This window comes from Xanthomonas sp. 3307 (assembly GCF_014199735.1).
Taxonomy (GTDB): Bacteria; Pseudomonadota; Gammaproteobacteria; order Xanthomonadales; family Xanthomonadaceae; genus Xanthomonas_A; species Xanthomonas_A rydalmerensis.
Map to the genome: position 1 here is coordinate 184,549 of NZ_JACHOG010000003.1, position 17,466 is coordinate 202,014.

Annotated in this window: 13 protein-coding genes and 1 tRNA gene; 5 read left to right on the forward strand and 9 right to left on the reverse strand. The window is 68.2% G+C overall.

Annotated features, from left to right (window positions below):
* Positions 1-105: 105 nt before the first annotated feature.
* Positions 106-378 carry a hypothetical protein gene (locus tag GGR64_RS09480; RefSeq protein WP_160967651.1) on the reverse strand — a complete coding sequence of 91 codons (273 nt, stop codon included), beginning with the start codon at positions 376-378 and terminating at the stop codon, positions 106-108.
* 201 nt (positions 379-579) lie between these two features.
* Here GGR64_RS09480 and GGR64_RS09485 point away from each other — a divergent pair, with 201 nt between their 5' ends.
* On the forward strand, positions 580-918 hold the full coding sequence (locus tag GGR64_RS09485) for a Rieske (2Fe-2S) protein (protein ID WP_160967653.1): 339 nt from the start codon (positions 580-582) through the stop codon (positions 916-918).
* A gap of 31 nt (positions 919-949) precedes the next feature.
* Here the strand turns inward: GGR64_RS09485 and GGR64_RS09490 are convergent, their stop codons facing one another.
* From GGR64_RS09490 to thiS, 4 genes are all read right to left on the reverse strand, one after another.
* Positions 950-2,818, reverse strand: a complete 1,869-nt coding sequence (locus GGR64_RS09490) for an SLC13 family permease (RefSeq protein WP_184447014.1) — start codon at positions 2,816-2,818, stop codon at positions 950-952.
* A gap of 122 nt (positions 2,819-2,940) precedes the next feature.
* The gene (trmB, locus tag GGR64_RS09495) at positions 2,941-3,693 is read right to left on the reverse strand and encodes a tRNA (guanosine(46)-N7)-methyltransferase TrmB (protein WP_160967657.1); all 753 of its coding nucleotides are present in this window, start codon (positions 3,691-3,693) and stop codon (positions 2,941-2,943) included.
* 10 nt (positions 3,694-3,703) lie between these two features.
* Complete coding sequence (locus GGR64_RS09500; RefSeq protein WP_017910410.1) at positions 3,704-4,498, reverse strand: thiazole synthase; 795 nt, start codon at positions 4,496-4,498, stop codon at positions 3,704-3,706.
* A 64-nt stretch (positions 4,499-4,562) separates the two neighbouring features.
* Positions 4,563-4,763, reverse strand: a complete 201-nt coding sequence (gene thiS / locus GGR64_RS09505) for a sulfur carrier protein ThiS (protein ID WP_160947570.1) — start codon at positions 4,761-4,763, stop codon at positions 4,563-4,565.
* A 171-nt stretch (positions 4,764-4,934) separates the two neighbouring features.
* Here thiS and GGR64_RS09510 point away from each other — a divergent pair, with 171 nt between their 5' ends.
* Positions 4,935-6,755: an autotransporter domain-containing protein gene (locus tag GGR64_RS09510; RefSeq protein WP_184645445.1), complete on the forward strand. Its 1,821-nt coding sequence runs from the start codon at positions 4,935-4,937 to the stop codon at positions 6,753-6,755.
* A gap of 254 nt (positions 6,756-7,009) precedes the next feature.
* Positions 7,010-7,083, forward strand: a tRNA-Gly gene (locus tag GGR64_RS09515).
* Positions 7,084-7,326: 243 nt separating this feature from the next.
* Here GGR64_RS09515 and GGR64_RS09520 read toward each other — a convergent pair.
* The 3 genes from GGR64_RS09520 to GGR64_RS09530 all read right to left on the reverse strand — a co-directional run bounded on the left by GGR64_RS09520 (position 7,327) and on the right by GGR64_RS09530 (position 12,431).
* Complete coding sequence (locus GGR64_RS09520) at positions 7,327-7,947, reverse strand: histidine phosphatase family protein (RefSeq protein ID WP_184645447.1); 621 nt, start codon at positions 7,945-7,947, stop codon at positions 7,327-7,329.
* A gap of 510 nt (positions 7,948-8,457) precedes the next feature.
* Entirely contained in the window at positions 8,458-9,633 is a 1,176-nt protein-coding gene (locus GGR64_RS09525; protein WP_184645449.1) for a hypothetical protein, read from the reverse strand.
* Complete coding sequence (locus GGR64_RS09530; RefSeq protein WP_184645451.1) at positions 9,630-12,431, reverse strand: TonB-dependent receptor; 2,802 nt, start codon at positions 12,429-12,431, stop codon at positions 9,630-9,632. Before GGR64_RS09530 ends, GGR64_RS09525 begins: the two co-directional genes overlap by 4 nt.
* Before the next feature lie 124 nt (positions 12,432-12,555).
* On the opposite strand from GGR64_RS09530, the gene GGR64_RS09535 reads away from it, so the two are divergent.
* A complete protein-coding gene (locus GGR64_RS09535; RefSeq protein ID WP_184645453.1) occupies positions 12,556-13,674 on the forward strand; it encodes an ROK family transcriptional regulator in 1,119 nt (372 codons plus the stop codon).
* Here GGR64_RS09535 and GGR64_RS09540 read toward each other — a convergent pair.
* On the reverse strand, positions 13,591-14,889 hold the full coding sequence (locus tag GGR64_RS09540; RefSeq protein WP_184645455.1) for an MFS transporter: 1,299 nt from the start codon (positions 14,887-14,889) through the stop codon (positions 13,591-13,593). The two genes, GGR64_RS09535 and GGR64_RS09540, sit on opposite strands and share 84 nt — an antisense overlap.
* Before the next feature lie 313 nt (positions 14,890-15,202).
* Between GGR64_RS09540 and GGR64_RS09545 the strand changes: the two genes are divergently transcribed.
* The gene (locus GGR64_RS09545; protein ID WP_260302976.1) at positions 15,203-17,227 is read left to right on the forward strand and encodes a phospholipase C, phosphocholine-specific; all 2,025 of its coding nucleotides are present in this window, start codon (positions 15,203-15,205) and stop codon (positions 17,225-17,227) included.
* Positions 17,228-17,466: the final 239 nt, after the last annotated feature.

Sequence of the window (17,466 nt, forward strand, 5' to 3'; positions counted from 1 at the left end):
ACGAGAGGGGATGCCGCAGTTTAACGCGTCGGGTTCAACCCAATTCCAACAGGAGTGCGGAGTCCGCTCTTGCGAATCCCCAATCCCGATTCCCCATTCCCGGCTTTACAGCGGCAAGGCCGGTTTGCGCACCACCCGGTACTCGCCATCGACGACATGGCGGCGTGCGGTGGCCGGGCGCTTGCCGCGCTGGCTCAGCAGCTTCATGGCGATGCCGCCCAGGATCATCGCCGCGCCCACGAACACGCTGACGAACACCAGCCCGGCCAGGATCGCCAGGCCGAGCAGGCCCACTGCCAGCTTGACCAGCGGATGGCGCGGCTTGCGCGGCGCGAAGACATGCCGGAATTGGTCGAAATTGAAGACGGAAGCACGCATGGCAGAACTCTGTTTCAGTTTGAACCGATGGGGTGCAGTATCGACGCTGTTTTATGTGACGGAGTGAAAACTTCGTTAAGCGAAAAATTAACACTTTGCGTTCAACCGCTTGCATGTCCTCGCGGAGTGAAGCATCACGCAGGGGCGGGCAAGGCAGGTCCGTGCCAAAATTGCGGCCCCATCGCTGCCTGTTCGTCCGTCATGACCGAGTCTTCCGCCGTGCTGGCGTCGCTGCACGACCTCGTCCCCGGCGAACTGGCCGAGGCCGAGGCGCTGCTCGGCGGCGAGTCCGAGTCGCTGCTGCTGTACCGCGAGGGCGACAGCGTGCGTGCGTGGTTGAACGTGTGCCCGCACGCCGGGCGCCGCCTGGACTGGGCGCCGGGACAGTTCCTGAAGAGCCGCGAGGGTCATGTGGTGTGCGCCGCGCATGGCGCCGCGTTCGAGCTGCAGGACGGCCTGTGCGTGTCCGGCCCGTGCCGCGGCCAGAGCCTGCACGCGGTGCCGGTGGACGTGCGGGCCGGGCAGGTGGTGCTGGTCTAGCGCGCAGCAAGCGCGCTTGCGGTGTGGCGCGCTACAGCGCGTGCCACCAGCCCATCGACATCAGGTTGACCATCAGCACCACCACCAGGGTATAGACCAGCGACAGCGGGCCGCCGACGCGCCACAGTTCGCGCGGCTGGTAGTTGGCCGGGCCGGTGATCATCGAGATCACCGGATTGGACGCGGTCATCAGGTTGTTGGACGCCGACAGCGCCACGATCAGCGCGAACGCGGTGGGGTTGCCGCCGGCCGCCAGCGCCAGGTTGACCGCGATCGGCACCATCACGATGGTCGCGCCCACATGGCTGATCACCAGCGAGAACGCGGTGGTCAGCAGGCCCAGTGCGATCTCCAGCGCCCACACCGGAATGCCCTCGGGCAAGCGCGCGATGGTGTGGCCGGCGACCCAGGCCGCCGCGCCGCTGCTGTCCATCGCCCAGCCCAGCGGGATCAGCCCGGCCATCAGGAACACGGTCTTCCAGTTGATCGAGGCGTAAGCCTCGTCCATGCGCAGCACACCGGTCAGCAGCATGCCGGCCACGCCGGTCATCAGGGTCAGCGCCACCGGCAGCTTGGAGGTGAGCGCGATCAGGATGGTCAGGGCGAAGATCGTCATTGCGATCTTGAACTTGTGCGGACGGTGCTCGCCCTTGGGGTAGTCGGTGACCACCACGAAGTCGCGGCTTTCCGAGGCCTGCGCCAGGTCCTGCCAGATGCTGTGGAACACCAGCATGTCGCCGGCGCGCAGCGGCACCTTGCGCACGTCCTCGCGGATCACCTGCTTGTCGCGGTTGATCGCCAGCAGGCTGATCCCGGCCTGCTTGCGCAGGCGCAGTTCGGCCGCGCTCTTGCCGATGAAGCGCGAGGTCGGCGGGATCACCGCCTCGGAGATGCCGGCGCGGCTGGGGTTGAACAGGTCGCCGAGGTTGCGCAGGCGCGAGGACAGGCGCAGGAACTGGTTCTGCGCGAAATCGGCCACCTGCTGGCGCGCGCCCATCACCCCGAGCACGCTGCCGACCCAGATGCGCATGTCCGCCGGCGGCGCCAGGCGGGTGTCGTTGCCGGTCTTCAGGGCCAGCAGCAGCGGCGCGTTGTGCACGGTCTCGGCCTCGCCCAGGGTCATGCCGACCAGCGGGCTGTCGGCGCTGACGATCAGTTCGAACACATCGCCCTCGATGCCGTAGGTGCGGGCGAAATAGCTCTCGGTGCGCGCCGGGGTGACGCCGTCGTTGATCAGCCGCTCTTCTTCGGCCAATGCCTTGTCGCCGCGCACGCGGAAGTAGATCAGCGAGGCCAGCAGCAGCGCCATGCCGATCGGCAGCGGCGCGAACATGCGCAGCGGCTCGATGGTGGCCATGCCCGAGGGCAGGTTGTTGTTGGCCGACTGCAGCAGGTCGTTGAGCAGGATCAGCGGCGAGTTGCCGACCATGGTCAGCGCGCCGCCCATCACGATGGCCGCGGCGATCGGCAGCAGCAGCCGCTGCAGGGTCAGGCCGGTGCGTCCGACCAGGCGCGAGGCCACCGGCAGGTACAGCGCCATCACCGAGGGGTTCTGCATGAACGAGGAATTGAGCCCGGCGATGGCGGTGGTCAGCAGCATCAGCCGTTCCTCGACCCCGCGCGCGCGGCGCAGCAGCCACGACGCCAGCCGGTTCAGCGCGCCGGTGCGCTCCAGCCCGGCGCCGAGGATGGTGGTGGCGATGATGCTCATCACCGCATTACCGGAGAAGCCGCTGAACAGCTCCTCCGGCGCGATCAACCCGGTCACCCCGAGCACCACCAGCACCACCAGCGCCACCACGTCGGCGCGGATCCGCTCGAACACGAACATCGCCATGGTGAAGCCGACCAGCCCGAGCACGAGCTTCATATCGGTGGTCAGCGTCAGCGCGGTGTCCATTGGGGGCCGGGATTGGGGATTGGGGATTCGGGATTAGCTGACAGCGCGAATCGGGGCCGGCCGCGCTAATGGCGTGCCGCAGAGGCATTGTGTCCGGAAGGTGGCGGATTCGCTCCTCATCCCTAATCCCGACTCCCCAATCCCGGCTTGTCGTACAGCAAATCCCACACCCCATGGCCCAGATTCTGGCCGCGGGTCTCGAAGTGGGTCTGCGGGCGCCAGTCCGGACGCGGTACGTGGCCGCGCGGGCCGGCGCGGTTGACCAGGCCGGGGGTGGCGTCGAGCACGTCCCACATCTGCTCGGCGTAGTCGGCCCAGTCGGTGGCGCAGTGCAGGCGGCCGCCGTCGCGCAGCTTGCGCACCAGCAGCGCGGCGAACGCCGGCTGCAGCAGGCGCCGCTTGTTGTGGCGCTTCTTGTGCCAGGGATCGGGGAAGTAGATGCGCACCTCGTCCAGGCTGCCGTCGGCGATCTCGTGCTGCAGCACCTCCACCGCATCGTGGTGGTACAGGCGCACGTGGTCGGCACCGTCCTCGGCCAGCGCGTTGAGCAGGCGGCCCACGCCGGGCGCGTGCACTTCGATGCCGATATAGTCGCGGCTCGGATCGTGCTGCGCGGCATGGCGCAACGCGGCGCCGTTGCCGAAGCCGATCTCCAGCACCTTGGGCGCGTTGCGGCCGAAGGTGGCGTCCAGATCGCGCGGCTGGCCGCTGTAGTCCAGGCCGAAGCGCGGCCACAGCGCATCGAACGCGCGCTGTTGGGCCGGGGTGAAGCGGCCCTGGCGCAGCACGAAGCTGCGCACCTGGCGGTGCCCTTCCTCGACGGTGAAGGGTTTCGGCGGGGTCTTGGCGCCGGCGCTGGAGAACGGATCGGTCATGCCTGCGGCCTCACCCGATCAGTCCGTCGACCGGCGAGGAGGCGCTGGCGTAGCGCTTGCGCGGGATGCGCCCGGCCAGGAACGCCTCGCGGCCGGCTTCCACCGCCTTGCGCATGGCGCTGGCCATCAGCACCGGATTGCGCGCACCGGCGATGGCGGTGTTCATCAGCACGCCGTCGCAGCCCAGTTCCATCGCGATCGCCGCGTCCGAGGCGGTGCCGACGCCGGCATCGACGATGATCGGCACCTTGGCGTTGTCGATGATCTCCAGCAGGTTGTAGCGGTTCTGGATGCCCAGCCCGGAGCCGATCGGCGCGGCCAGCGGCATCACCGCCACGCAGCCGATCTCTTCCAGGCGCTTGGCCAGGATCGGGTCGTCGCTGGTATAGACCATCACCTCGAAGCCGTCGGCGACCAGGATTTCGGCGGCCTTGAGGGTCTGCACCACGTCCGGGAACAGGGTGCGCTGGTCGCCCAGCACTTCCAGCTTGGTCAGGTTGTGGCCGTCGAGCAGTTCGCGCGCCAGCCGGCAGGTGCGCACCGCATCCTCGGCGGTGTAGCAGCCGGCGGTGTTGGGCAGGATGGTGTACTGCTCAGGCGGCAGCACGTCGAGCAGGTTGGGCTCGCCCGGGTTCTGGCCGATGTTGCTGCGGCGGATCGCCACGGTGACGATCTGCGCGGCGGCGGCCTCGGTGGCCAGGCGGGTCTGTTCGAGATCGGCGAACTTGCCGGTGCCGGTGAGCAGGCGCGAACGGTAGGGTTTGCCGGCGATCACCAGCGCATCGTGGGGGGCGGGAGCGTTCATCGGCGGATTATCGCCCATCGCACCGGCCCTGCCGAGTCCGCACCGGGACGCGCGGCGGCGCGATTCAGCCGCCGCCCAGCGCGTGCACGATCTCGACCCGGTCGCCGGCGTGCAGTTCGTGCGCGGCGTGCGCGCCGCGCGGCACGATCTCGCCGTTGACCTCGACCGCCACCCGCCGCTGCCCCAGTCCTTCGGCCTGCAGCAGCGCGGCCACGGTGGTGGCCGGCGCCAGCGTGCATTGTCTGCCGTTCAATTCGATGTTCATGCCATCATTGTGCAATGCGCGCCCTAGGCGCGCGAGTCGCGATCTTGCGGCAGTGCAACGTGAGCGTGTCGGCAGAGGTGAAATCATGTCGGCCATGCGGCAACGTATGGCGCGGCCGCTCCCCCGTTTCGTTGCATTTCTCGTGTTCCATTTCTGCCCGGGAGGGCTTCCATGACTTCGTCCATCCGTCCGCTCCGTTCGCTGCTCGCCGCCGCGATCGTGCTCGCCGCCGCGCCTGCGTTCGCGCAGTCCACCTACAGCCGCACCGTGTTCTTCGGCGACAGCCTGACCGACGCCGGCTACTACCGGCCGCTGCTGCCGGCCTCGGTACGTGCGGTGACCGGCCAGTTCACCACCAACCCGGACTTCGTCTGGGCGCAGTACGTGGCCGAGTACTACGGTACCAACGCCGCCGCCAACGGCAACGGCCAGATCGGCGACGACTATGCCGCCGGCAACGCCCGCGTCGGCGTGGCCAACCCGAGCGCGCTGGGCGTGGCGCCGTCGCTGGCCACCCAGGCCAGCAACTACCTGGCCGCCAACGGCGGCAAGGCCGACCCGAATGCGCTGTACTCGGTGTGGGGCGGCGCCAACGACCTGTTCGCCATCGCCGGCGGCGCGCCGGTGCAGACCACCATCGGCAATGCGGTGACCGCCGAAGTGGGCATCGTCGCCAGCCTGCAGAACGCCGGCGCGCGCTATGTCATGGTCAACAACCTGCCCGACGTCGGCATCACCCCGCGCTTCCGCGCCGGCGGCGCCGTGGCGATGGCGCAGGGCACCGCGCTGGCCACCGCCTACAACAACGCGCTGTTCTCCGGCCTCAAGAGCGCCGGGCTGCGGGTGATCCCGGTCGATACCTTCCACCTGCTGCAGGAAGTGGTGGCCAACCCGGGCACCTACGGCTTCACCAACGTCACCGGCACCGCCTGCCAGCCGCAGGTCACCGCGCAGTCGCTGACCTGCAACCCGACCAGCTACGTCAGCGCCGATGCCGCCGACACCTATGTGTTTGCCGACGGCGTGCACCCGACCGGCCGCACCCACGAACTGCTGGCGCAGTACGCGCTGTCGATCCTGGAAGGCCCGCGCACCCAGCAGATCCTGACGCACTCGGCGCAGATGGTCGGCCGCTCGCGCGCCGATCAGGTCGCCTGGCACGTCGATGGCCGCCCGGAATCGGACGGCGTGCGCTGGTGGGGCAACCTGCGCGGCGACATGCAGCGCTACCAGCACGGCGACCTGTACGACGGCATGGCCCCGGCCGGCCTGTTCGGCGTGGACTGGTCGCGCGGCGAGTGGGTGTTCGGCGGCTTCGGCGGCTTCGGTCGCACCGATGCCGACTTCGGCAACCGCGGCGGCGACTACACCCAGGACGACAGCACCCTCGGCGGCTTCGCCGGCTGGTACGGCGAGCATGCCTGGGTCAACGCCCAGGTCAGCTACACCTGGCTGAGCTACGACGTCACCCGCAAGGTCAACCTCGGCCCGGCCACCATCGAGCACAAGGGCTCGCCGGACGGCAGCAACCTGACCGCGGCGCTGCAGGGCGGCTACGAGTTCGGCGAAGGCAGCTTCAAGCACGGCCCGGTGGCCGCGGCGATCTGGCAGAAGGTCAAGCTCGACGGCTACACCGAGAGCAACCCGAACTCCAGCGCGCTGGGCTACAGCGACCGCGACGTCGAGTCGATGGTCGGCCGCATCGGCTGGAAGGCCAGCATCGATGCCGGCACGGTGAAGCCGTACCTGCAGGCCACCTACGACCACGAGTTCAAGAAGAACCAGGAAGCCACCGCGTGGCTGCAGACCATGTCCGACCTGGGCGAGTACGCGGTGCCGGGCATCGACTTCGACCGCAACTACGCGTCGGTGGTGCTGGGCGCACGGACCAAGCTGTGGGGCTTCGAGAGCAACGTCGGCATCGCCACCACCACGGGCCAGTCGCGCGCGCACGACACCTCGCTGTTCGTGAACTTCGGCGGCAGCTTCTAAGCACCGCCCGGGTTTGCCCGCCTTGCCAGGCTGCGTGCCGGGCAGGGTAGGGCGAGGGATGTACAAAGGCAGCAGTGCCTGTTGTGGGAGGGGCTTCAGCCCCGACGCCTCGGAGTCCGAGCCGTCGGGACTGAAGCCCTTCTGCATTTCCACGGCACCTGCCGGGCCGTGTCGCTTTCGTCCGCGCACTGCAGCCCGCATCGCGCCGATTTCTTGCGCAACCCCCGGCCCAGCGCATAGACTGCACCGGCAACGCGGGCGTAGCTCAATGGTAGAGCTGTAGCTTCCCAAGCTACTGACGTGGGTTCGATTCCCATCGCCCGCTCCATGTCCTGCACGCGTCTTCGCTAATTTGCGCGCTCCGCAATCTCCGGACAGTTCCGCAATCAGCGCTGAGGGTGGTCTTCGCGCCCTTGCGCTTACACACATAAATCTCGTTCGTCGTGCCCGGCTTGTGCCCAAACCGCGACTGAGCTTGGCGGCTGTCGCCGACTGTATCGGCCTTTGCGCATTGCCTGCAGTTCTGCCCCTGCTTCTTTCGACAGCGTCGCGCGCGCTGCACTCGACAACGCTAAACGCGAAGCCCGAGCGTGTGATGGGTCTCGTTGAGGCGATGCAGGGTGAAGTCGTCTGCTTCGATCGCGATTTCATTTACGCAGCACGGCTCCTGCTTGATGCGCCAGTAGCGCGCCAGCGGCAGCCCGAGGCATTGCAGGAGGATGACCCGATTGATGCTGTCGTGGCCAACCAGGACGACGGTCTGGCCGCTGTGATCGTGCAGGATCGTGTGCAGCACCTTCATTGCGCGAACCAGCACGTCCGCCAGCGTTTCGCCTCCTGGAATCACGGCGAGATCCGGCGTCGCAAACCAGGTCCGTGCGAGATCGGGCCAGCGCACAGCCACCTCTTCGTGCGTCAGCCCCTGCCATTGGCCGTAGTCGATGTCGGACAGGTCGTGCAGGATTTTGGCCGGCACACCGGTTGCCTGCGCGATCGCATCGCCGGTTCGGATGCACCGCGACAGTGGGCTGGTGTAGATCGCGTCCGGTGCCCAGCTTTGCGCGACGCGTGCCGCCAGCGCCGCGGCCTGCAGTTCGCCGAGCTTCGATAGCGACAGTTCCGCACGCCCGCGGAACCGCTCGGGCGCAATCCAGTCGACGTGCCCATGGCGGGCGAGGATCAGGGTGGTCATGACGCCTTTCTCTCATTGTCTTGTCTAACCAACGCTGAGCGGTGAGATGGCGTGGTTTCGCCGATGCATGTGGCCCGGTTGCATGCATGTCACGACACTCCGCGGCGCGGTTGCCGCAGATCTCCGGCAACTCCCACGTCATCGACCAAATTGGGGTTGGCCGATGCCTGAGCGCTTGCTCGTTGCCGATCTTTCCATCGCAGTCGAATACCGCCGTGCCGCTTCCTCACCCATGCATCGTTGGGCCTTGCGGCTGGCACGGCACTGCCAGTGTTGCCGTGCGTCATCCGCAGTGCGATGGCGGTGCCGCCGACACTCGGATCCCCACGCCCTGCAGGACGTGCAGCACGTGGCGATCCCGATGCGGCAGAGCCGTTCCTTTTCCAGGAAATTCGACGCTCCTTCATCAACGGCAAGGCCGTCCGTTGGTCGAACGGCGTCGTTCGCGTCCGGATCCGTTTCAGGGCATGCGCGGCGTCCGGCGCGCGCACGCCTGTGCGCACCTCCGACTCAGCGCGCCGTTGCGCGTCGCGTGGTGTCCACCGACGGCGCCGGAAGCGGGACGTCCTGCGGCGAGGTCAGTGCGCCGGTGTCGGTGTCGTAGCGGTAGATCTCCTCGATGTCGCCGGTATGCACGGTGACCGTGCCGGTGGTCAGATCGTCGCGCACGGTGAGCGGGATCGCGGCCAGACCCGGGCAGGCGATGCGCGCACCGGTGTCGAAGCCACCATCGCCGAGCGGTTGGATCAGGCACGGCGCCTGGCCCGGGCGACCCAGTTGCAACCAGCCCTCGGCGGTGATGGTGTGCGCATACAGCGGCCGTCCATCCGGTGCGATGGTGGTGGCGGTTTCGCCTTTGCCGTAATCGCGCGGCGGGCGTTCGATGCCCTTGATGCCCATGCGGTTGTTGACCAGCAGGCCACGGTCGTCCAGGTAGAGATGGCCGATCTGGGTGCCGGTGTCCTGTGGCCAGCGCAGGTGCATGTGGATATGCGGCGGGTCGTCCCGATGCCCGTGCGGATCGTTGGTGTCGAAGCCCATGATCTGGATCGTGCCGAGGCCTTCTCGCACGGCTTGCTCGCCCAACCCCAGGCGCCGCACCACCTCACGTTGCGCGAACTCCAGAGTGTCCGCGGCGCGGCGCTGGCGAACAGGGAAGGCGCCGCTGCGGTAGGCTCCGGCGCGGCGTGCGGGGTCGGCATGTTCGAGTCGCAGCACCATGCCCGGCTCGACGATGTGCATCGAGTATTCGGCCGCGGTGATCGCGTCGCGGTCCAGAGGTGCCAGTTGCACCACCCAGCGGCCTTGCGCGTAATGGAACGGCACGTCGCCGTCCTCCACCCGCACACGTTCGATCGCGTCGGGGTCGCCGGAGAACGTCAGTTCCAGCGTGCGCATGCGCGGAACCCGGAGGGCGACCACCGTTTCCTTGGCGTTGTCGGCGTTGTAGCCGTCGATGTGGATCGGCGTGCAGGGACGGCATGACGTTGCGTCGAAGGCGATCTTTGCAGATGCATGCCCGTCGGCCTTGACCAGCTTCAGTACGACGGCGACATCGTCCGCGTTCGCTGCGTGCGCGGACCCCAGCGCCAGTCCGGCGCACACTGCGGCGATGAGCGGGCGACGCCAGAGGTGTTGCGGCCGACTGTCGCGGCGATGGCCCTGCAACTGCATCGGTCGCATCACTTGCTGCCTCCATTGGGATGCCAGCTGAAGCTCAGCCAGAGCGTCGAGCCGACCGGGAAGTAGTTGTTGACCAGCGCCTGCCCCGGTCCCTGGCGCACGACAAAGGGCGCGCGGGTGATGTTCTGCGCCTGCAGCATCACGTCCCAGGCCGGGTTGATCGCGTAGCTGAGCTGCAGGTCGAGCTGGCTGCGCGGCTGGGCGTAGAGATCGCGCTCCGGCGTGTCGCTGCTGACCAGTTGCAAGGCTTCGCCGATGCGGTTCCAGGAGGCGCGCGCCTCGAAGCCGCCGCGTCGGTAGAACACGGTGGCGTTGGCGATGTAGTCCGGTTGCTGCACCAGTCCGCTGCTGCGTCGGCTGGCGGGAGCGCCGGCCGCGACTGCTGCCGAACTGGCGGGAATGTCGAAGCTGCCGTCGAGCAGGGTCAGGTTGCTGCTCACGCCCAGTCCGCGCAGCGCGTCCGGCAGAAAGGCGAGTTCGCCGGAGACGTAGTTCAGTTCGAGACCGCGCACCTTGCCGCGACCGGAATTCAGCGGCGTGCTCTCGCTGACATCGTCGTACACCACGCCGTTGTAGGCCGTCGGGCCCAGGCTGCGCACCGCGGTGAAGATCTCGTTGCGGATCCGCTTCTGGAACACCGCCGCCGAGAACAGTCCGCCATCGTCCATGAACCACTCGTAGGACAGATCCAGGTTGACGGACTGGCGCGGCTCGAGCGCGGGATTGCCGCGGCTGATCGCCAGGCCGCCGCTGCTGGTGACGGCGAACGAGGTGGTGGCCGCGTACTGGGCGTAGTCGGGACGGCCGATGGTCTTGCTGACGGCGGCAGTCAGGCGCGCGTCGTCGTCGATCTTCCAGGTCGCCAGTGCCGAAGGCAGCAGGTACGCATAGCCGCCCTTGCGCAGCGCCGGCGCATACGCGGAAGGCGCCGCCGGGTTGGGGATCTGCCAGGTGGTGACGTCCACCCTGGTGTCGTCGTAGCGCACGCCGGCGAGGGCGTAGAAGCGCTCCGAGCGGAATACGCTTTCGGCATACACGCCGGTCACCGCTTCCTTGTCGTCGAAGTCGCTGGTGTAGTTGTCCGCGACCCGATTGGATTGGGCCAGCCACTCGGGGTGGTTGGCGATCAGCGCCGTGCCCTTGGCCGGGTCGACGACGTAGAACGGCACGCCACCGATGAAGTCGCTGGGCCAGGTGGTGGGATAGGTGTAGCCGGGAAGGCCGCCGATCGCGGTCTGCGCCGCGGCGTTCGTGGCGAACCATTCCTGGTAGGACTGGTCGTTGCCGACCTTGCTGTCGGTGTACGAGGCGCCGGCGCGCGCGCCGAAGCCCTGGTCTTCGGGGTCGGCGTTGAGCGCCACGTTGGCGGCGACGTAGCGGACGGTCGATGCCGAATCCCGGGTGATGTTGCGCAGGTACAGCAGATCGTAGGACGACGGGTCGGTGGCGCGGCGCGGGTCGGGGAAGGTGGCCAGCACCTTGCCGCCGTCGAGGGCGTAGTCGAACCGGTAGTCGGTGGCGTTCAGCGTCGTGGTGGAACCGGGGCGCACGTCCGACGCCCACTTGTACATGTCCCGCTGCAGTGCGCTAGTGGCGCGCGACCACGACGCGGTGGCGTCCCAACTCACGTCTTCGGTGGGGCGGAAGGCGCCCTTGAGGGTGACGATGTCGGTGTCGCGGGTCTGCGGCTGCCAGACGATGCCTTGCTGGAACTGCGCGGCCCCGTAGCTGCCGTGCTGCGCATCCACGTAGCGCGGCGGGGTGCTGGGGATGGCCAGTTGCTCTGCGCGCAGTTCCGCATCGACGGCCTGGTAATGGCCGCCGAACAGCGAGATCTCCCCGCCATTGGCGAACAGGTACTCCAGCTTGGCATTGATGCCCTTGCGGCTGCGCGCATCGTCGAACCAGTAGCCCTGCGGGCGCACCGGGTACAGCACGCCGTCGCGCGACAGGTTGGCGAACGGCGTCGCCGTCCCCGAGGGGGTGTAGTACACCCAGCCGGCACCGGCGCTGTCGCCCGGCAACTGGCTGTGCGAGGTCGACCAGAGCTTCTGCCAGTCCAGCGAGACCACCACGCCCCACTGGCCGCGTTCGCCGAACACCTTCGACGCGGTGGCGTTGGCCTTCTGCAGCGGACGATCGTCCTGCACAAAGGCACCGGCGCTGGAGCTGTGGCCCAGCCCCGCATTGACCACGACGAAGCCGTCGGGTTTGTCGAAGGCGCTGCGGGTGACCAGGTTCACCTGGCCGCCGAGGCCGTGCGGGTCGTACTGCGGGGTCAGGGTTTTGATCGCCTCGATGCGCGAGACCATCGGCGAGGGCAACTGGTCCAGGCGCGCGCCGCGCACGTCGATCTCGCTGCTGGCCATCGGCACGCCGTCGATGGTGATGAGGTTGTACTTCGGGTCCAGGCCACGAATGGTCACCCGTTCGTACAGGTCGCGGTTGCGGGTCGGGTCCATGCCGGCGACGGTGGACAGGCCGACGATGCGCCGCGCCGATTCGACGATGCTCAGGTCGGGGAGGCTGCCGATGTCGTCGTCGCTCACGGCGTCCAGCACCACCTGGCTCTCGCGTTTGGCGTCGACCGCGGCGGTGGCGGCAGCGCGAAAGCCGGTGACCTGAATCTGGTCCAGATCGACGGTCGCGGGCGCACCCGTTTGAGCGGCAGCGGCGTCTGCCGTGGTGGCGACAGGTGGGAGCGGCGCGGCATGGCCCTGGCTCGCCGCGGCGAGCGCGGGGAGCAGGGCGGAGGCGAGGCGGCTGAGGCGAAGGTGAAACGCGGCGTGGCGTTGAGGCATGACCGTGATCAAAGATGGATGGTGGCTAAATATATTACGAACAGTATGAAATTAATTTGACAAGACCAGCCGGGTAGCGGAGCATGCCGCCGCTCCGGAACGAGGCATGGCGAGGCGCTGCAGGATGATCAAGAAGACGCTCACGCCCCGGGCGAGGCTGGTGCTGGGTCTGGTCCGGCGACACGGTGCTGTCTCACGCTCCGCGCTGATCCGCGATACCGGACTCTCAGGGACGGCGGTGTTCCGTAGCACCGACGAGCTGGAGAAGGCGGGATTGATCCGGGTCGGCGAGACGATCGCCGAAGGCCGTGGCCAGCCCAGCGCCACGATCCATCTGCAGCCCGATGCCGCGTTCAGCCTGGGACTGTCGGTGATGGCGGATCGCGCCGAGGCGGTGCTGGTGGATCTGTCAGGCCGGATCCGCGCGCGCGCCGACGTCGCCACGCTGGGATTGAGACGTGCAGACGTCTTGGCGCGCTGCCACGCCCTCGCCGTGGAGGCGTTGGGCGGGCGCGCCGCAATGGCGCCGCGGCTGATCGGCGTTGGCGTGGCCATCGCTGGTTACTTCGTCGATGACGGCACGGTCAACCCCAGTCCGGAGCTGGAGGACTGGGCGCTGGTCGACTTCGGTCCGGAGATCGCGCAACGCTTCGGCGTGCCGGTCAAGATCGAGAATGTCGCCAACGCCGCGGCCATGGGCGAATACCTGCTCGGCACGGGGGCGACGCACGCCAGCTTCTGCTACCTCAATTTCGCGATGGGTTTCGGCGGCGGCATCGTCATCGACGGCCGGCTCATGCGTGGCCGCTTCGGCAATGCCGGCGAACTGGCAGGCACGCTCAACGCGGCCGACCTGCCGGTGCCGCATCTGGCAGGACTGCTGCACGCGGTGAACCTGCATGATGGCCATGCCTTCGCATCGCTGAAGGACATGCTGGAGGCGTTCGATCCGCAGTGGCAGGGTGTGGACGCGTGGCTGCAGGCGCATACCCGCAGTTTCCAGTTCCTGTTCTCGGCGTTGCGCTACACGCTGGATGTGGATGCGATCGTGCTCGGGGGGCTGCTGCCGGCGGCATTGGCCGAGCGCGTCATCGCCGCGGTGCACTGGCACGAGCAGACCGTCGCGCCACGCCGCCTGCGCCCGCTGCCCGCGCCGCGCCTATGCGTTGCCCAGCTGCCGCCGGAGACGACCGCGCCGGTCGGCGCGGCCGCGTTGCTGTTCGGCGATCTTTTGTCCGCTTAGCCGGGGCATCAGCGCCGCCACCGCGCTCAATATTCCGACCGTCAGTGGAATCGCCTGCACCAGCAGCGACGCAGGCGAGCCTGCAACGGCGAGCGCGGTGCGGTAATCGGACTGCTGCAGCATCAGGGCGATGGCGAAGGTACCTGCCGCCTGGGCGATCTTCGACGCGCACGTGAGCATGCCGTAGTCGCGGGTGGCGGTGCGTTGGCTGGCCGTGGCCGCCACGCACAGCCACAAGGCCGTGCCGATGCCGCTGAAGCCGATCCCCGACAGGAGCCCGGCGGCGTAGGTGGCGTAGGCCCCGCGCTCGCCGACCTGGTGCAGCAGCGTGCCGGCGCCGAGCAGCGCCGCGCTCGAGACCAGGAAGATCCCGCGGTGGCTGCATTGGCCCAACATGCACCGCCACAGCGGCTGCACCAACAGCACGCCCAGCGCGACCGCCAGCGACAGGTTCGATTCTTTCCCCGGCGCGTGCGCATAGGCGGAGACATACGGCTCCAGCTTGCGAAAGCCGGACACCAGGAAGCCGACGAGCACGGTCAGTAAGATGATCGACGAAAGCCGCAATGGCGGTGCGGCGCGCCAACCCGCATGCATGCCGGCTGGCGGTTCGCCAATCGTGTTCCTGCACCATGCCAGCGGCACTGCGCAGCTCACCGTGATCAGCGCGATCGCCGCGCCGGCGCCGGCGAATTCGATGCCGCTGCGCGCCGACAAGCGCAGCAGCAGCGGTGCAACGCACAGGCATACCGCCAGGTGCGCCAACGCAGAGAAGAACGTCCGTCGCACGGTGACGTGCTGGCGCTCGTGCAGCGTCGCCGACCCCAGCACGATCAAGGCATTCTGGGCGACGTCCACCAGCGGATAGACGCAGCGAAAGCCGATCAGGGTCGCCAATGCCCAGGCCGGCCGTGCCCACTCGGCTACCAGCGAGGACGCGCAGAACAGCAAGAAGAACAGGGCGGCGATCGCGGCGCCGATCGCCTGGAAACGCGCGGCATCCGTTGCCGACGCGATGCGTGTGCGCTGCCAGCGGCCCAGCAGCAGGTCCAACACTCCGTTCAGGGCGAGCGTGGAAGCCAGCAACGCGCCGGCAGTGGCTGGCGGCAGGTGGCAGGTTTCGGTCAGGAAAAACGTGAACAGCACGACGCTGGCATGCCACATGAGGCATTTGCCGAAATGCGCACCCAGATAGATCGGACCCAGCACCTGCATCCGCGTTCGCTCCCCCGGTCCGCCGCGGCTGCGCGCAGGCCGACGGCATTCTTGCATCGAACGATGACATTCGCGGTGCGGCGATGTCGCCTGGGGACGGTGCACGGGAACGGCTTGCGGCGTCGCAAGATCCGTGGAGCTAGGGGGCAAGCGCAGGCCGGGTCGACGCGGCTGTCAAACCCGCTTCATCCGCCGCCGCTAGGCTGGCCGACGCCTGAGCATCTGCTCGTTGCCGGTCCTGCTTGCCGTGGTCGAACACAGTCGTCGTCGTTTTCTCGCCCGCGCGTCTCTGGCCCTGGGGGCCGGCGCGGCCATGCCGCTGTTGCCGGGCGTCATCCGCAGTGCGCTGGCGGTGCCGCCGGCGCGGGTCACCGGCACGCTGCAAGACGTGCAGCACGTGGTGATCCTGATGCAGGAGAACCGTTCCTTCGATCACTACTTCGGTTGCCTGCGCGGGGTGCGCGGCTATGGCGATCCGCGGCCGCTGCGGCTGCCCAGCGGCAAGCCGGTCTGGTACCAGCCCGAGCGCAAGGGCAGCGATCGCTATGTGCTGCCGTTCCGGCTCAACAGCCAGACCAGCAGCGCGCAGTGGATGAAGGATCTCAATCACGACTGGAAGGGCTCGCACGAGACCTGGAAGCACCACGACGCCTGGATCGCGCAGAAGAGCGCGATGAGCATGGGCCACTTCCAGCGCGAGGACCTGCCGTTCTATTACGCGTTGGCCGATGCCTTCACCCTCTGCGACGGCTACCACGCCTCGCTGTTCGGCCCCACCAACCCCAACCGCATGTACATGTTCACCGGCACCAGCGGGCTGAGCGTCGGCAATGACGGCGAGCAGGCGGTAAATAACCGCGACGACGGCAACTGGACCGCGGACATGGCGCGCGACAATCCGCGCTTCTCCGGCTACACCTGGAGCACCTACTCCGAGCGCCTGCAGCAGGCCGGCATCAGCTGGCAGGTCTATCAGGAGTTCGACAACTACGGCGACAACAGCCATCCGTACTTCGCCAACTTCCGCAAGCTGGACCGCGCCTCGCCGTTGTATCGCCGCGGCCGGGCCATCGTGCCGGGTTCCACCGCCGACAATGCCAAGGCCTCGCGCGGCGAGCATCTGGTGGCGGCGTTCGCGCGCGACGTGCGCGCCGGCACGCTGCCGCAGGTGTCGTGGATCGTCGCGCCGTACCTGCTCAGCGAGCATCCCGAGGCGACGCCGGCCTATGGCGAATCCTTGAGCGCGCGTCTGCTCGAGGTGCTGGCCGCCTCGCCGGAGGTCTGGTCGAAGACCGTGTTCCTGATCAACTACGACGAGAACGACGGCTTCTTCGACCACGTGCCGCCGGCGTTGCCGGCGATCCGGCCGGAGTTGGGCGCCAGCAACGTGGACCTGCATGGCGAGGACTATCATGGCGTGCCGGTCGGCCTGGGGCCGCGGGTACCGATGCTGGTGGTGTCGCCGTGGAGCCGCGGCGGCTGGGTGAACTCGCAGGTGTTCGACCACACCTCGGTGCTGCGCTTCCTGGAGCGCCGTTTCGGGGTGATGGAGCCGAACATCAATCCCTGGCGCCGCGCCGTCGCCGGCGATCTGACCTCCACGCTGGATTTCGTCGGCCACGATCCGGCGCCGGTGGCGTTGCCGGATACCCGCGACTACATCGCCCGCATCGATGCCACTGCGACCCTGCCGCCGCCACAGCGCCCTGCACAGCAGGCGCTGCCGGTGCAGGAACCCGGCCAGCGTCCGGCGCGCGCGCTGCCCTACGACTTCGACGTGCGGCTGCAGGTGCAGGGAGATGCGCAGGTGTTGCGCATGCGCAACCGCGGCGCCGCCGGCGTGGCGCTCAATGCCTATGCCGACGATGGCGTGGCCGGACCCTGGTTCTACACACTGGCCGCCGGCAGCGAACTGCAGGATGCGCGCGCCTGGCGCGGCGATGCCGCCGACGCCGGCTATGCGCTGCGCGTGCACGGGCCCAACGGGTTCCTGCGCGAGTTCCATGGCGACGGGATCGGCGATGCCGGACTGCTGGCCGAGGCCGACTACGATGCCGCCGCGCAATGCCTGCTGCTGACGCTGGGCAATGCCGGTGAGCAGCCCTGCGCGCTGCGCGTGCGCGACGGGTATCGCGGCGATGCTGGCGAGCAGGCGATCACGCTTGCTGCCGGAGCTCGCACCGTCCTGCGTCTGCCGTTGCAGGCGCAGCACCACTGGTACGACCTGGCCATCGACAGCGTGACGTTCCCGCGGTGGCGGCGGCGCCTGGCCGGGCACATCGAGACCGGCCGGCCGAGCATGAGCGATCCGGCGATCGGGCGCGTGGTCGACGCGTAGAAATCGCGGCGTTCCGGCATGGGTGCACGATTTCTGGTTGTATCCGGTCGCGGCTGAAGCCGCTCCTACGGGCCATCCGGCTGTGGTAGGAGCGGCTTCAGCCGCGACCGCTTCGAACGCATGCGATCCGAAACGCCGCTCATGCTGCCGGGTCATCTACGGCACTCCGCGCGTCTGCAAGATTCCCAAAACGCGAACGCCGCCGCTGCATGAGCAGCGGCGGCGCGTGGTGTCTTCCC

Excerpts from the sequence above, each read along its gene's own strand:
- GGR64_RS09480 (WP_160967651.1), bottom strand. The coding sequence starts at position 378 with ATGCGTGCTTCCGTCTTCAATTTCGACCAATTCCGGCATGTCTTCGCG.
- GGR64_RS09485 (WP_160967653.1), top strand. The coding sequence starts at position 580 with ATGACCGAGTCTTCCGCCGTGCTGGCGTCGCTGCACGACCTCGTCCCC.
- GGR64_RS09490 (WP_184447014.1), bottom strand. The coding sequence starts at position 2,818 with ATGGACACCGCGCTGACGCTGACCACCGATATGAAGCTCGTGCTCGGG.
- trmB (WP_160967657.1), bottom strand. The coding sequence starts at position 3,693 with ATGACCGATCCGTTCTCCAGCGCCGGCGCCAAGACCCCGCCGAAACCC.
- GGR64_RS09500 (WP_017910410.1), bottom strand. The coding sequence starts at position 4,498 with ATGAACGCTCCCGCCCCCCACGATGCGCTGGTGATCGCCGGCAAACCC.
- thiS (WP_160947570.1), bottom strand. The coding sequence starts at position 4,763 with ATGAACATCGAATTGAACGGCAGACAATGCACGCTGGCGCCGGCCACC.
- GGR64_RS09510 (WP_184645445.1), top strand. The coding sequence starts at position 4,935 with ATGACTTCGTCCATCCGTCCGCTCCGTTCGCTGCTCGCCGCCGCGATC.
- GGR64_RS09520 (WP_184645447.1), bottom strand. The coding sequence starts at position 7,947 with ATGACCACCCTGATCCTCGCCCGCCATGGGCACGTCGACTGGATTGCG.
- GGR64_RS09530 (WP_184645451.1), bottom strand. The coding sequence starts at position 12,431 with ATGCCTCAACGCCACGCCGCGTTTCACCTTCGCCTCAGCCGCCTCGCC.
- GGR64_RS09535 (WP_184645453.1), top strand. The coding sequence starts at position 12,556 with ATGATCAAGAAGACGCTCACGCCCCGGGCGAGGCTGGTGCTGGGTCTG.
- GGR64_RS09540 (WP_184645455.1), bottom strand. The coding sequence starts at position 14,889 with ATGCAGGTGCTGGGTCCGATCTATCTGGGTGCGCATTTCGGCAAATGC.
- GGR64_RS09545 (WP_260302976.1), top strand. The coding sequence starts at position 15,203 with ATGCCGCTGTTGCCGGGCGTCATCCGCAGTGCGCTGGCGGTGCCGCCG.